General features: G+C 62.3%; 13 protein-coding genes. 8 read left to right on the forward strand and 5 right to left on the reverse strand.

The features are described 5' to 3' along the window. Positions 1–51: 51 nt before the first annotated feature. From ABIE20_RS18870 to ABIE20_RS18880, 3 genes are all read left to right on the forward strand, one after another. Positions 52–1,008 (forward strand): glycosyltransferase family protein, encoded by a 957-nt coding sequence (locus ABIE20_RS18870; RefSeq protein WP_429506518.1) that lies wholly within the window; start codon positions 52–54, stop codon positions 1,006–1,008. 67 nt (positions 1,009–1,075) lie between these two features. Beyond that, positions 1,076–1,849, forward strand: a complete 774-nt coding sequence (locus ABIE20_RS18875) for a glycosyltransferase family 2 protein (protein ID WP_093376811.1) — start codon at positions 1,076–1,078, stop codon at positions 1,847–1,849. Positions 1,850–1,897: 48 nt separating this feature from the next. Beyond that, positions 1,898–3,004 carry a glycosyltransferase gene (locus tag ABIE20_RS18880; RefSeq protein WP_429506520.1) on the forward strand — a complete coding sequence of 369 codons (1,107 nt, stop codon included), beginning with the start codon at positions 1,898–1,900 and terminating at the stop codon, positions 3,002–3,004. Here the strand turns inward: ABIE20_RS18880 and ABIE20_RS18885 are convergent. Then, positions 2,996–3,598 carry a toluene tolerance protein gene (locus ABIE20_RS18885; RefSeq protein ID WP_429506555.1) on the reverse strand — a complete coding sequence of 201 codons (603 nt, stop codon included), beginning with the start codon at positions 3,596–3,598 and terminating at the stop codon, positions 2,996–2,998. The genes ABIE20_RS18880 and ABIE20_RS18885 overlap by 9 nt on opposite strands. Before the next feature lie 100 nt (positions 3,599–3,698). On the opposite strand from ABIE20_RS18885, the gene ABIE20_RS18890 reads away from it, so the two are divergent. The 3 genes from ABIE20_RS18890 (at position 3,699) to hldE (ending at position 8,251) form a co-directional block, all read left to right on the forward strand. Continuing rightward, positions 3,699–4,874, forward strand: coding sequence for an O-antigen ligase family protein (locus tag ABIE20_RS18890; RefSeq protein WP_429506522.1), 1,176 nt, complete (start codon positions 3,699–3,701; stop codon positions 4,872–4,874). 15 nt (positions 4,875–4,889) lie between these two features. After that, positions 4,890–6,698: a lipid A export permease/ATP-binding protein MsbA gene (gene msbA, locus ABIE20_RS18895; protein WP_429506524.1), complete on the forward strand. Its 1,809-nt coding sequence runs from the start codon at positions 4,890–4,892 to the stop codon at positions 6,696–6,698. A gap of 131 nt (positions 6,699–6,829) precedes the next feature. Continuing rightward, positions 6,830–8,251, forward strand: a complete 1,422-nt coding sequence (gene hldE / locus ABIE20_RS18900; RefSeq protein WP_038997484.1) for a bifunctional D-glycero-beta-D-manno-heptose-7-phosphate kinase/D-glycero-beta-D-manno-heptose 1-phosphate adenylyltransferase HldE — start codon at positions 6,830–6,832, stop codon at positions 8,249–8,251. 33 nt (positions 8,252–8,284) lie between these two features. Here hldE and ABIE20_RS18905 read toward each other — a convergent pair whose 3' ends face one another. The 4 genes from ABIE20_RS18905 to ABIE20_RS18920 form a co-directional block, all read right to left on the reverse strand. After that, on the reverse strand, positions 8,285–9,247 hold the full coding sequence (locus tag ABIE20_RS18905; protein WP_429506526.1) for a metal ABC transporter ATPase: 963 nt from the start codon (positions 9,245–9,247) through the stop codon (positions 8,285–8,287). 47 nt (positions 9,248–9,294) lie between these two features. Further along, a complete protein-coding gene (locus tag ABIE20_RS18910) occupies positions 9,295–10,104 on the reverse strand; it encodes an aldo/keto reductase (protein ID WP_429506528.1) in 810 nt (269 codons plus the stop codon). Further along, positions 10,101–11,276, reverse strand: coding sequence for an NAD(P)/FAD-dependent oxidoreductase (locus ABIE20_RS18915; RefSeq protein WP_429506529.1), 1,176 nt, complete (start codon positions 11,274–11,276; stop codon positions 10,101–10,103). Before ABIE20_RS18915 ends, ABIE20_RS18910 begins: the two co-directional genes overlap by 4 nt. 67 nt (positions 11,277–11,343) lie before the next feature. Beyond that, entirely contained in the window at positions 11,344–11,676 is a 333-nt protein-coding gene (locus ABIE20_RS18920; protein WP_028945643.1) for a DMT family transporter, read from the reverse strand. An 86-nt stretch (positions 11,677–11,762) separates the two neighbouring features. Here ABIE20_RS18920 and ABIE20_RS18925 point away from each other — a divergent pair, with 86 nt between their 5' ends. Then, a complete protein-coding gene (locus ABIE20_RS18925) occupies positions 11,763–12,653 on the forward strand; it encodes a LysR family transcriptional regulator (protein WP_045193769.1) in 891 nt (296 codons plus the stop codon). Positions 12,654–12,667: 14 nt separating this feature from the next. Then, positions 12,668–13,936, forward strand: a complete 1,269-nt coding sequence (gene waaA, locus ABIE20_RS18930) for a lipid IV(A) 3-deoxy-D-manno-octulosonic acid transferase (protein ID WP_429506531.1) — start codon at positions 12,668–12,670, stop codon at positions 13,934–13,936. Positions 13,937–13,995: the final 59 nt, after the last annotated feature.

Genomic DNA, 13,995 nt, shown 5'->3' on the forward strand with positions numbered 1-13,995 from the left:
TTACGACGCTGCAAGATTGAAAGCTGTGGCCTGAGCGCCGCAAGGAAGACAATGAAAGTTCTATTTCTGGTGCAGAAAGAACAACGGGCAATCCTCGATCGCTTGTATGACGGCGTTGCTGCGCACAGCGACTGCGACCTGCGCTGGCTGAGCAGTGATGAGCAGCGCAATCTGCGCAGTTACTTCCGCCGCGAAGTCGATGTCGACAAGTACGACCGGATCGTGTTTTTCCTGCGCTTCAAGCAAGAGATTCGCCAGGTCGGTTTCATTCGTACGGTGCCCAATCTGGTCATCCTCGAACATGACGCCTACCAGAACTACATCCCCTGCAAGTACACCGGCAAGTTCAGCGCCCATTACCGCCAGTTGCCCTGGGCGCGGGTAATCAGCTCCGGTTACATGGTCAGCGAACGCCTGCGTCAGGAAGGCTTCGATGCCGAGTTTGTGCCCAAGGGCTACGACCAGCAGCTACTGGCCGACCAGGGCCGCGAGCGGGATATCGAGCTGGCTTTTGTCGGCAGTACCAACAGCGTTGCCTACAGCGGCCGAAAGGCCTTGCTCGATGAGTTGGCGCAAGTGGAAAACCTGCTGGTAACCCGTACCAAGTCCGGCGAAGAGTATTGCGACACGCTCAACCGCATCCGTTTTTTTGTTAGCGCGGATGTCGGCATGGGTGAGTACATGATCAAAAATTTCGAGGCGATGGCCTGCGGCTGCGTTTTGCTGGCCTTTGACCAGGGTGAGGCGGAGAATCGCGCCCTGGGCCTGAAAGATATGCACAACGTGGTGCTCTATGACAGCATTGCCCAGTTGCAAGAGAAGCTGAAAGTGTTGCGTGCTGACCCCGAGCTGGTCGAGCGCATCGGCAATAACGGCCGTGATCTGGCCGTTTCGCAATTCAGTTTCGCCCAGGTAGGTCGTAGCATCGTGGAAAAAATGCAGCCACCTCTTCGTCCCCGTCCAGCTTTGACAGGCTGGCAGCGCTTGCGTTTGAGACTGGGCATATGAGCCGGCTGTCCTGAAACCAGGCAAGTAGTCTCGAACATTTGAATACAGTTAATGGGGAGGGAGTCCGGTGCGATTCTGCCAAGATAGCGACGTAACACTGGTTGTCACCAGTTGCGGACGCTTCGATTTGCTAAAACTTACGCTGGAAAGCTTTGACCGGTTCAATACCGCGCCTATTCGTGAAGTGTTCATCACCGAGGATTCGGGAGATGACGCTGTTCACCAGGCTGTGCCCGAGCACTGGAAACCGCACTGCAAGGTCTTCGTCAATCGCCCGAAACTGGGGCAACTGGCTTCGATCGACCTTGCCTACAGTCATGTAAAAACCTCTTACATCTTCCATTGTGAAGATGACTGGGAGTTCTACCGTCCTGGCTTCGTCGAAGACTCGCAAGCGATCCTGGCGGTCAGCCCTGAGCTTCTTCAGGTCTGGTTGCGCAGTTATGTCTATGACCTGAAGTTGCACAGTCCCTACATCCACCTTGGTGAGCGCCAGGTGATTGCCGGTGTGCCCTGCTACCCGCTGTTGTCGGACAAGCCTGAGTGGCAAAGCTTCTCGCTCAACCCGGGCCTGCGCCGCCTGAGCGATTATCAGCGCTGCGCGCCGTTCGCCGCCTATGCTGGTGAAAAGGCACTGTCAAAGCGCTATGCAGAATTGAACCTGACCGGCGTGAGCCTGGAAGGTGATGCTGTGTTGCATACCGGCTTTGGCATGCACGTCAGCCTGCCTGAAGAGCGTCAGCGCAAAGCACGCCGGCGTCAGCGCGAGCGGGTCAAGCTGGCAGCTGCCTTGTTGATCGGCTTGGCAGTGGGAGTGGCTATTGGCTTTCTTGCGAATTGATTCAACTGGCTTGCCAGTGATCCAGTCCGATACAAGGGGTACATCCCCGTGAATATCGTCAACATCATGTGGGCTGGCGGTTCGCCGTATGTCTCGGTGCACAAGGTGCATCAGCAAATTCTGTCCCAGGCCGGGCCTGGGGCGAAAATCAGCAGTTGGCTGCTGCAGGGGCAGGGTGCCTGCTATGGCGGTGAGTCAACGCGCGAGTGGCATTTGTCCCATCGCCTGCTCAAGGGGCGGCATGTTTGGCGCGCATTGCGTCCCTGGTTGCGGGGGCGGTTTCGCGATGCGCTGGAACAAGCCAACGCTCAGGTGCTGTTGCTTGACGGGCTGGGCGTGTCGCGTTTGATACTGCCGCTGCTCAAAGTAATGCCGGACTTGCGGGCAACCGTCGTGTTTCATGGCAAGACCCGCCTGCGCCGGGCCGATATTGCCTTGTTGCGCGCTTTTCCTGCTTCTCGGCTGACGTTTGTCGCCGTCTCACAAACCCTTGCCGATGCGTTGGAGCAAGACCTCGGGGTGCCGGTGCAGGTATTGCGTACCGCCCTTGAACCAGATGGCTTTCGTCGCAACTTGCTAGGCCGGCAACAGGCACGTCAGGCGTTGGGGCTCTTGGAGCACGGCGTACGCGTCCTGGGCGCAGTTGGCCGGTTGGTCGATAGCAAGGGTTTTGACTACTTGCTCGATGCCTTTGCCCAGGCTGCTCGCCAGCAAGCTGATCTGCGCCTGGTGATCCTCGGTGAGGGCGGCTTGCGCTCACAGTTGCAGGCGCGGATCCAGGCGCTTGATCTGGCTCAGAAAGTCTCGATGCCAGGGCATTGTGTCGGGCTGGAAAAACTCTACAAGGCATTTGACTGGCTGTTGATTCCTTCGCACTCCGAAGGGTTGGGCCTGGTACTGCAAGAGGCGGTAATGGCCGATGTACCTGTCCTGTGCAGCGAGTTGCCGGTGTTTCGCGAGCAGTTGGGAAGCGCAGGCTGCTATGCGCCGGCGGGTGATGTCGATGCCTGGAGCAACGCGATTGCCGAGTGCTCGGATCTTCAGGCAAACACTGTTGCCAACGCCCAATACCAGGCCCTGCAGCCCGAGCAGGCCTGGCAACGCTTCAGCCAGACTTCCAGGGCGCTACTGCAGGGCCTGAGTTCTTTACGGTAACAGTGCGCGCTCAAGCTCAGCCAGGGGAAACTGGTCAGCCAATTGTTCCCGGGCAATGTACCGGGCAAAATGTTGCACGTTGCGTCGAATCATTCGGTTGGACAACGGAGCTCGCAGGAAGCGCATGTCGGCAACGTCGATCAAGCCAAGTTGATGGTCGGGTGTAACGACAATGTTGCCAAGGTGCAGTGAGCGGAAGTAAATGCCCGATTGATGCAGATGACGCACCAGTCCTATCAGATCCGGTAGGCGTTCCTGCCAGCTGAAACCGGGTTCGCGAGACAGTTGGCTCAAGGTTTTGCCGGGCAGCGGGCGGTACAGCACCGCCGTCATTCCAGGCGCGTCCAGCTTGTAGTACTCCAGCACATCCAGCGTAGGAATTCCCTTTTTCTTAAGCATCACCGCGTTATCGATAAAACGTCGGGAGTAAGGTCGCAGCAGCGCAGATGAAATTAACCGTTTGCGCCTGAATAGCTTGAGGATATTGCCGTCTGTTAACAGGTAGACTTTAGCGCCGTAGCTGTCGGCCTCCAGTATCTGGGCACCAAGCGTCAGCTGATTGAAGTCGACTTGGGGGAGCCGGGAACATTGCATGGATAGGGGCCTTGTTAGCGGGCAAGCAAAATGACCGGCAATAATGCCGAAAAGTTCAGGGTTGCACCATGCCGGTGTTGTTGAATCAATGGGGAGCAGCATGATGTATTCGAGGCGTTGGGCGCAGGCCTGGCTGGCAATTGGCTTTTTCTGGTTTCTGGTGAGCATCGCCCTGGCGCCAAGCAACAAGCTTTACCAGCAAGGGCTGGTTGCGTTTCTGTGGCTGCCTACGCTGGTCATGCTGTGGTCTGCCCGCGCATTGCTGGTCGAGCTTTGGCATGCTCAAAAGGCGCTTTGCCTGGCGTTGCTGCTGATGCTCGGCTGGACCGCTTTGAGCTTGTCGTGGGCAGCCACGGAGGAGCCCGGACGTGAACTCAAGCGCCTGCTGTACATAGCGGTATTCCTGCTGTTCTTTCCCTTATTGGCCCAACTCGGGGAGCAGCGCATTCGCCTGCTGATGCTTCTGGGTGGGGGTGGGCTGGCTATCGGTGCCGTATTGTCGATCGTGCAGTTTTACCTGGTCCGCGGCGAGGAGTGGGCATCCAGGCTGTATGGCATCGGTGAAATTTCCCACCCAATCCTTGGGTCCTACGTCGTCGGCGCAGCGATTGTCTGGATGATCCATTGGCCAGTTAAACAACGCCTGATGCAGCTGCTCTGGGGTGTAGCCTTGCTCTGCCTGGGGGCGTTCGTATTGTTGTGCCAGAGTCGTGGTGCGGCCTTGGGCTTGCTGATCACGATGCTGGCCATGCCGCTCTGGTGCCGTGACCGTAGAAGCTGGGTGATTGCTGCAACTGCGCTGGTGGGCGCTGCCATTGGTTTTGTGCTGTTGTACTCGCTGGTCATGTACCGGGGGGCGTCCTACCGGCCGGAGATCTTCGAGGTAAGCCTGCAGATGATCGGTGAGCATCCCTGGACCGGTCTTGGCCTGGGGTCGTTCTACTCCATCAGCGCCGCCGGTATGCAGTTCGACCACACCCACAACATGTTCACCCACATTGCCATCGAGCTGGGCATCCCCGGCATGCTGTTGTGGCTGGCGGTGTGGCTGTGCTCCTTGCGTGAAATCTGGAAAGCCCGCGATACAGCCTTTGGCAAAGGACTGATGGGCCTATGGTTGTTCTCGACCCTGGCCATGCAGTTCGATGCCGCAAGCCTGACCGGCACCCCGCGTGCCGAGTGGTTCATCAGCTGGCTGCCGGTCGGTCTGGCCACTGTCCTGGTCTGGGTGCGTGCCCGGGCTCCAGGCTGTGATAAAATTTCCGGTTCTATCTGAACAGCGAGCTCGACGATGGCCGAAACACCGCGAGAGGCGGAGCAGAGCTCCAGCCTGAAAATCTACTTCCGGCTGCTGAGCTACGTGAAGCCGTATATCGGCATTTTTCTGCTGAGTATCATCGGCTTTGTGATTTTTGCCTCCACCCAGCCAATGCTGGCCGGCATTCTCAAGTATTTCGTCGATGGCTTGAGCAACCCCCAGGCGGTGTTGTTCCCCAACGTGCCGTATCTCAAGGATCTGCAACTGCTGCAGGCCGTGCCGCTGCTGATCGTGCTGATCGCCGCCTGGCAGGGCCTGGGCTCGTTTTTGGGCAACTACTTCCTGGCCAAGGTTTCTCTGGGGCTGGTACATGACCTGCGGGTCGAGTTGTTCAACAAGCTGCTGGTACTGCCCAACCGCTACTTTGACAACCACAACTCCGGCCACCTGATCTCGCGCATCACCTTCAACGTGACCATGGTCACCGGTGCTGCCACCGATGCTATCAAGGTGGTGATCCGCGAAGGCCTGACCGTGGTCTTCCTGTTCATCTACCTGCTCTGGATGAACTGGAAACTGACCCTGGTGATGCTGGCGATCCTGCCGATCATCGCCGTAATGGTCGGTACCGCGAGCAAGAAATTCCGCAAGCAGAGCAAGAAGATCCAGGTGGCCATGGGCGATGTCACTCACGTCGCCTCGGAAACCATCCAGGGCTACCGCGTGGTGCGCAGCTTCGGTGGCGAGAGCTACGAACAGCAGCGCTTTGCCAACGCCAGCCAGAGCAACACCGACAAGCAACTGCGCATGACCAAGACCGGCGCGGTGTACACGCCGATGCTGCAACTGGTAATTTACACCGCCATGGCCGCATTGATGTTCCTGGTGCTGTTCCTGCGCGGCGAGGCCACTGCCGGTGACCTGGTGGCGTACATTACTGCTGCGGGCCTGTTGCCCAAGCCGATCCGCCAGTTGTCGGAAGTCAGCTCGACCATCCAGAAAGGCCTGGCCGGTGCCGAGAGCATTTTCGAGCAACTGGACGAGGCGCCGGAAGTCGACAGCGGCACCGTCGAGCTGGACCGCGTGGTCGGGCGTCTTGAAGTGCGCAATCTGAACTTCACCTATCCGGGTACTGACCGCCAGGTGCTGACCGATATTTCCTTTACCGCCGAACCCGGGCAGATGATCGCCCTGGTGGGGCGTTCAGGCAGTGGCAAGTCGACCCTGGCGGCACTGATACCGCGATTCTATCACCACGATGACGGACAGATCCTCCTCGATGGCGTGGAGATCGAGAACTACCGCCTGCGCAACCTGCGCAAGCACGTCGCCCAGGTGACCCAGCACGTGACCCTGTTCAACGATACCGTGGCCAACAACATCGCCTATGGCGACCTGGCCGGAGCGCCGCGGGCCGAGATCGAAGCCGCTGCTGCCGATGCCTATGCCAAGGAGTTCGTCGAGCAGTTGCCGCAAGGCTTCGACACCCAGGTCGGTGAGAACGGCGTGCTGCTCTCCGGTGGCCAGCGCCAGCGCCTGGCGATTGCCCGGGCGTTGCTCAAGAATGCGCCGTTGCTGATTCTCGACGAGGCCACGTCGGCCCTGGATACCGAATCCGAGCGGCACATCCAGGCAGCCCTGGACCACGTGATGAAAGGCCGCACCACCCTGGTGATCGCCCACCGTCTGTCGACCATCGAGAAGGCCGACATGATCCTGGTCATGGACCAGGGCAAGCTGGTCGAGCGCGGCACCCATACCGAGCTGCTGGCAGCCAACGGCTTTTACGCCAGGCTGCACGCCATGGGCCTGGACGAACCGGCCAAGGTCGACATCACCTGAGTCACCCGCGCCGGGGCCTTGTGCCCCGGCAGCGTTTCCCTGGAATGCCTGGCAACAAGGCGGTAAACAAGCCGTCGCTTTGCCTGTGCTAATATCCTGCCCCTGTTAATTATTTTGTATATGGGTTGCCCATGAAGTTGTCCATGCCGCGTTTCGATCAAGCCCCGGTACTGGTGGTGGGCGATGTCATGCTCGACCGCTACTGGCATGGCGGTACCTCACGGATTTCACCTGAAGCGCCGGTGCCGGTAGTCAAGGTCGAACAGATCGAGGACCGTCCGGGCGGTGCCGCCAACGTCGCCTTGAACATCGCCGCCCTGGGTGCACCAGCGGCGCTGGTTGGCGTGACCGGCCAGGACGAGGCTGCCGACAGCCTCGCCAACAGCCTGCAGGCCGCCGGCGTGCGCTCGATCTTCCAGCGCATCGCCCATCAGCCGACCATCGTCAAGCTGCGGGTCATGAGCCGTCATCAGCAGTTGCTGCGCATCGACTTCGAAGAACCCTTTGCCACCGACCCGCTGTCCCTGGGCGCCGAGGTCGATGCGCTGCTCGATGGCGTCAAGGTGCTGGTGCTGTCGGACTACGGCAAGGGTGCCTTGAAAAACCACCAGAGCCTGATCCAGGCCGCCCGCGCCAAGGGCATTCCGGTGCTGGCCGACCCCAAGGGCAAGGATTTCTCGATCTACCGTGGCGCCAGCCTGATCACCCCCAACCTCAGCGAATTCGAAACCATTGTTGGCCGCTGTGCCGATGAGGCCGAGCTGGTGGCCAAGGGCGCCCAGTTGATGAGCGAGCTGGAACTGGGCGCCTTGCTGGTGACCCGTGGCGAGCACGGCATGACCCTGCTGCGTCCCGATCACCCGGCCCTGCACTTGCCGGCACGTGCCCGTGAAGTGTTCGACGTGACCGGTGCTGGCGATACGGTGATATCGACCCTGGCCGCCGCCATCGCTGCCGGTGAAGAGCTGCCCCATGCGGTCGGCCTGGCAAATCTTGCCGCCGGCATCGTGGTCGGCAAGCTGGGTACCGCTGCCATCAGCGCCCCCGAACTGCGCCGCGCGATCCAGCGCGAAGAGGGTTCCGAGCGTGGCGTGCTGAGCCTCGACCAGTTGCTGCTGGCCATCGACGATGCCCGCGCGCACAACGAGAAGATCGTCTTCACCAACGGCTGCTTCGACATCCTCCACGCCGGTCACGTGACCTACCTGGAACAGGCCCGCGCCCAGGGCGATCGCCTGATCGTCGCGGTCAACGACGATGCCTCGGTCAGCCGCCTTAAAGGTCCGGGCCGGCCGATCAACAGCGTTGACCGGCGCATGGCCGTGCTGGCAGGCCTCGGCGCTGTGGACTGGGTGATCAGCTTCCCTGAGGGCACCCCGGAAAACCTGCTGAGCCAGGTCAAGCCGGATGTGCTGGTCAAGGGTGGCGACTATGGCATCGACCAGGTGGTCGGCGCCGACATCGTCAAGGCCTACGGCGGTACCGTGAAAGTGCTGGGGCTGGTGGAAAACAGCTCGACCACTGCCATCGTCGAGAAGATCCGCAAGAACTGACGCATCGCGGGGCAAGTCGCCCCGCCCCCGGTTCTACTTGCGCAGCCCCCCACGCGCCATCTGCAACAACTCCCGCGCCCTGCCGGTCAGCCGCTTCAAGCTGCTGTCCGGTTTCGCGGGTGTCAGGCCCTGCTGCCTGACCCAATCCTTCCAGCGTATACGCTCATCCCTGACCAGCCAGCCTTCTTGCCGGGCGAAGCTTTCCGCCAGGTACAGGCCGCGGGTGCTGGCCGGTATAAGGCGATCCTTGCTCAGGGTATAGAGTTCGGCACGCGGCTGGCCGTCTTCCAGCGGCATCAGGTACAGATCGGGGCGCTTGCGGTTGAGTCGCGCGACCAGCTGGTCGCCTTCAAGGCGTTCGTCGACGTGGAACAAGCTCAGTGACTTGGCCTCGCGGGGTACTTGCAGGCACAGGTCGTAGATCAGTTGCAGCGAGGCGGTCGGCAAGTGCACATAAGCCCGTGGCCGTTCCAGTAACTGCAGGTTGGCGCAGCGCACCGGGCGTGCGGCGCCGGACTGCGGCGTCAGCACGAAGGGCAGGGCTTCGCGGTAGTGCAGCGCGTCAGCGTAGGGCGCCGGCAGCCAGGTATCGTTGAAGCGCCCGCCAAGCCAGCCTTCCGGAGTTTCCAGCAGGCATTCCTCGGCCACCTCCTGAATCGCCGTGTGCAGCGGCAGGTTCAGTTCCTGGGCGGGTACATAGCCTGAAATCAGTTTTAGTACGACATCGCCACGGTCCTGGCGGCGCTGGCGCACCAGCACCCAGTAATCACGATTTTGCCAGCGCAGGGTCAGGCGCACCGAGACGCCAAGGTTTGCCAGTTCGACAGCGAAGCGCTGGCCGTCGGCGATCTGGATCGGCTTGCGTCGTTGCAGGGTCTGGGCGAAGTTCAGCGGCATGCCGATGCTCTGATAGACCAGCCCTTCGGGGCTGGCCTCAACGTGCAGCGGCAATGTCTTGAAGTTGCTCGGGTTCTTGCGGATCAGCGTTCGCGGCATGTCGGCTCCGTCTTGCGTTGGGGTCGGCCGCGGCGGCGGCGTGAGGGTCAGCGGCGCAGCACTTTGGCAACGGTTGCCACGTTATGGGCCAGGTGCAGCGGATTGATGGTGCCGACAATAGCACTGCTGACGCCGGGGTGGGCGAACAGCAGTTCGAAGCTGGCACGTACCGGGTCGACCCCCGGGCTCAGGCACACATGACCGCTGGCCAGGGCCTTTTTCACCAGGATCGCCTTGCCGTGGTCGGCGGCGTAATCAATCACCGGCCGTTCGGCGTGTTCGTTCAGATTGTAGGTGACCATGGCGCAATCGCCGCGTTCGAGCGCCTTGAGACCGCCCGCTGCGGTTTTGCCGGACAACCCGAAGCCGCGGATCTTGCCTTCCTGCTTGAGCGCTTCGAGGGTCTGGTAGACCTCCTCGTGCTCGAGGATATGGAGGTCGTTGCCGTCGGAGTGCACCAGCGCCAGGTCGATGCAGTCGGTTTCCAGGCGCTTGAGACTGCGCTCGATTGAAAAACGCGTGTGCACTGCGCTGAAATCGAAACGCGACTGGCCGTCTTCGAACTCTTCGCCGACCTTGCTGACGATCACCCACTGGTCGCGCTGGCCGCGCAACAGCGGGCCGAGGCGTTCTTCGCTGCGGCCATAGGCGGGTGCGGTATCGATCAGGTTGATGCCCAGCTCGCGAGCCTGGGCCAGCAGCATCCGCGCTTCGTTGTCGTCAGGAATGGTGAAGCCGCTGGGGTATTTGACGCCCTGGTCGCGGCCAAGCTTGACCGTGCCCAGGCCGAGGGGCGAAACCGTCAGGCCGGTGCTGCCCAGGGGCCGATGCAGGTCGTGCAGGGTGGGCAGGCTCATGGCAGCAGTTGCTCCCACACCGGCAAAGCCATGGGCGGCCGGGGCAGATCAGGCAGGGCGGACTGGCCGGCCGGCTTGATACCGTCGCGCTCAAGGTTGGCCAGCACCCGGTCGCTGAAGTCCGGTGCCAGGGCCAGTTTGGTCGGCCAGCCCACCAGCAGGCGTTGCTGCTCGGCGAGGAAGGCGTTGTCGGGGCGCACCAGGCCCGATTGCGCAGGCTCGGCGCGGTCGATGCGCACGGTGGCCCAGCGCACCTGGCTGAGGTCGATCCAGGGCAGCAGGTTGCCGACTTCTTTTTTCGCCGCTGCGATTTGCGCTTCAGGCTCGCGGGCTACGCCGTCGGCCTCGGCCAGGTCGCCGCCCAGGTACCAGACCCATTGGCCGTCAGCGGCCGGGTGGCTGGTGACGGTGATGCGCGGCTTCGGCCCGCCGCCCAGGCAATGGGCGTACAGCGGCTTGAGGCTGGCGCCCTTGGCCATGACCATGTGCAGCGGCCGGCGCTGCATGGCAGGCTGGCTCAGGCCCAGGGCTTCGAGCAAGGCGGCGTTGCCGGCACCGGCGCTGAGCACCACGCGCTGGGCGCGGATTTCGCGGCCATCGACGCGCAGGCCGGCCAGTTCGCCATTGTCGTTGAGCGGTTCGATGGTTTGTGCAGCCAGCAGGCTGTCACCGGCCAGTTCCGCGAGCTTGTTGAGCAGGCTCGGTACGTCGACGACCAGTTCGGCCAGACGATAGACCTTGCCCTTGAAGGCACGGTCCTGCAGGGCAGGTGGCAACTGCTCGCCCTTGACCTGGTCAACCCGGCCGCGCACGGCCTTGCTGGCGAAGAAACTGGTGAGGTTGCCGGCCAGGGTGCCGGGCGACCACAGATAATGGGCTTCGGACAGCAGGCGTACGCCGGACAGGTCGAGCTCGCCATTGCCGGCCAGGGCCTCGCGCCAGCGCCGGGGCATGTCGGCGATGGCTTCCGAGGCGCCGGTCAGGGCACCGTGCAGGGCGTATTTGGCGCCGCCGTGGATGATCCCCTGGGATTTGAGGGTCTGCTCGCCACCGAGGCTGGCGCGTTCCACCAGCACCGTCGAATAGCCGAGCCGGCGCAGGCGGGCATTGAGCCAGAGGCCTGCGACCCCGGCGCCGACGATCAGCACATCGGTGGAAATTACGGTTGGCATGCATGAACCTCACAAGCTTGGACAGACGCCCAGTATACAGCCTGTGAGCCATTGCACCTGTTGCCGATCAATGCCCCGCGGTTTTCGAGAAGACCTGGATCACCACCACGCCGCCGACGATCATGGCCATGCCGAGCATTGCCGGCAGGTCCAGCTTCTGCCCGTAGATCACCAGCGCGGCGATGCTGATCAGGACGATGCCCAGGCCCGACCAGATGGCGTAGGCGATGCCCACCGGAATACTGCGCACCACCAGGGTCAGCATCCAGAACGCCACGGCATAGCCACAGACCATCAGCAGCAGCGGCAGGGGCGTGCTCAGGCCCTTGACGGCTTTCATCGAGGCGGTGGCGATGACTTCGGCGCAGATGGCGATAGCCAGGTAGGTGTAGGCATTCATGACGGTGATCCTCTGTTCTGGCTGGGCATTCTAGAGCAAGCCTGAATGGGGTAAAGTCATTACCTATCTTTTCTGGAGATAGGTTGATGGCCGAGCAGTGGAATCTGGAGCAGTTGCGCATGTTCGTGCGAGTCGCCGAACTGCGTTCGTTCTCGGCAGTGGCCCGTGAGCAGCGCAAGGCACAATCGGCGGTAAGTAACGGCATCGCCTTGCTTGAGGCCGACCTGGGTGTGACCCTGTTCGAGCGTAGCAGCGGCCGCCAGCCACGCCTGAGCGAAGCCGGCGCGACCTTGCTGGAAGATGCCCGCGAACTGCTGCGCCAGTGCGAGCGCCTGGATGGCCGGGCCCTGGCCCTGATGCGCGGGCAAGAGGCGCAATTGCGGGTGGCCCAGGACGAGGCGATGCCTTATCAGCCGGTGATCGACAGCCTCGATGAGCTGGCCCGGCAGTTCCCCTTGCTCGAAGTGCAGATGGCCAGCGGTGCCCAGGGCGATGTAGCGCGCAAGCTGATCGAGCGCCGCGCCGATCTTGGCCTGCTGTTCCACCATGACCAGATGCCGGTATCCCTCGAGCGCCGTGCGGTGGGGCGGATCGAGATGGTCACTGCCTGCGCCGTGGATCATCCCTTGACCCGCCTTGAGCGCGTAAGCCGTCAGGACCTTGCCCGCCACCGCCAGTTGCTGATCACCCCGCAAGAAAGCGGCTACCCCGGTGGCGAGCCGATCAGCCCACAGATATGGCGCGCCGACAGCTTCTACGCCATGGCCGAGTTGCTGATGCGTGGCCTGGGCTGGGCCTGGCTGCCGCGGCATGTGGTGCAGTACCCGACCTATCAGGCGCAGATGGTCGAGCTTGCCAGTGAATGGACGCCGCCGGCACTGGTGGTCGAGCTGGTGTGGCGCCGTGACGAGCCGCTGGGCCCTGCCGCGCAGTGGTTGGCCGAACGCTTCGCAGTGCACTTGCGCGCCATTGGCTAGTACACTTCGGCGCCATGAACAGAACCCTCTATACCTTGCTGTTTCACCTGGGCCTGCCGCTGGTTGCGCTGCGCCTGTTCCTGCGTTCGCGCAAGGCGCCGGCCTATGGGCAGCGCATCGCTGAGCGTTTCGCTTTTAAACTGCCGGCCATGGCCAGGGGCGGCATCTGGGTGCACGCGGTGTCGGTGGGCGAGAGCATCGCCGCCGCGCCGATGATTCGCGCCTTGCTGCAGGCTTATCCACAGCTGCCGATCACCATCACCTGCATGACCCCGACCGGTTCCGAGCGGGTGCGGGCGATGTTCGCCGACGAGCCGCGGATCCAGCACTGCTACCTGCCCTACGACTTGCCCTGGGCCGCCGGACGCTTTCTCGATCATGTGCAGCCCAGGCTTGCGGTGATCATGGAAACCGAGCTGTGGCCCAACCACATTCACCAGTGCGCCAAGCGCGGTATTCCGGTGGCCCTGGCCAATGCGCGGCTGTCCGAGCGTTCGGCCCGGGGTTATGCGCGTTTTGCTGGCCTGACCCGGCCGATGCTGGCCGAGATGAGCCTGATCGCGGTGCAGACCGAAACCGAAGCCCAGCGCTTTCGCCAGCTGGGCGCGCGCCCGCAATGCGTGCAGGTAACCGGCTCGATCAAGTTCGACCTGAGCATTGACGAGCAACTGTTGCCGCGCGCCCGTGCACTGCGCGAGCAATGGCAGGCCGGCCAGCGGCCGGTATGGATTGCGGCCAGTACTCATGAAGGCGAGGACGAGATCATCCTCGCTGCCCACCGGCAGCTGCGCGAGCATCATGCCGACGCCTTGCTGATCCTGGTGCCGCGTCACCCGGAGCGCTTCAACAGCGTGTTCGAGTTGTGCCGCGGGCAATTGCCGACCGTGCGCCGTTCCGCTGGCGAAGCGGTAGCGGCTGATACCGCAGTGCTGCTTGGCGACACCATGGGCGAGTTGCTGTTTCTCTACGCCCTGGCCGATATCGCCTTTGTAGGCGGCAGCCTGGTGGCCAATGGCGGGCACAACCTGCTGGAGCCGGCGGCGTTGGCGCTGCCGGTACTCAGTGGCCCGCACCTGTTCAACTTCCTCGAAATTGCGGCAATGTTGCGCGAGGCCGGTGCCTTGCAGGAAGTCGATGATGCCCAGGGGCTGGCGGCCGAAGTACGGCGCTTGATCGAGCTGCCCCGTGATGCGCAACGCATGGGGGCGGCGGGGCTGGCGGTGATGAAGGCCAACCAGGGGGCGTTGCAGCGCTTGCTTGAAGGGTTGGGGCGGTTGCTCTGACGTCATCGCGGGTCAAGTCGAGGCGTCGCACCGCCGCTCCCACAGTAGGAGCGGGCTTG

It is taken from the genome of Pseudomonas sp. 2835, from assembly GCF_050435905.1.
Taxonomy (GTDB): domain Bacteria; phylum Pseudomonadota; class Gammaproteobacteria; order Pseudomonadales; family Pseudomonadaceae; genus Aquipseudomonas.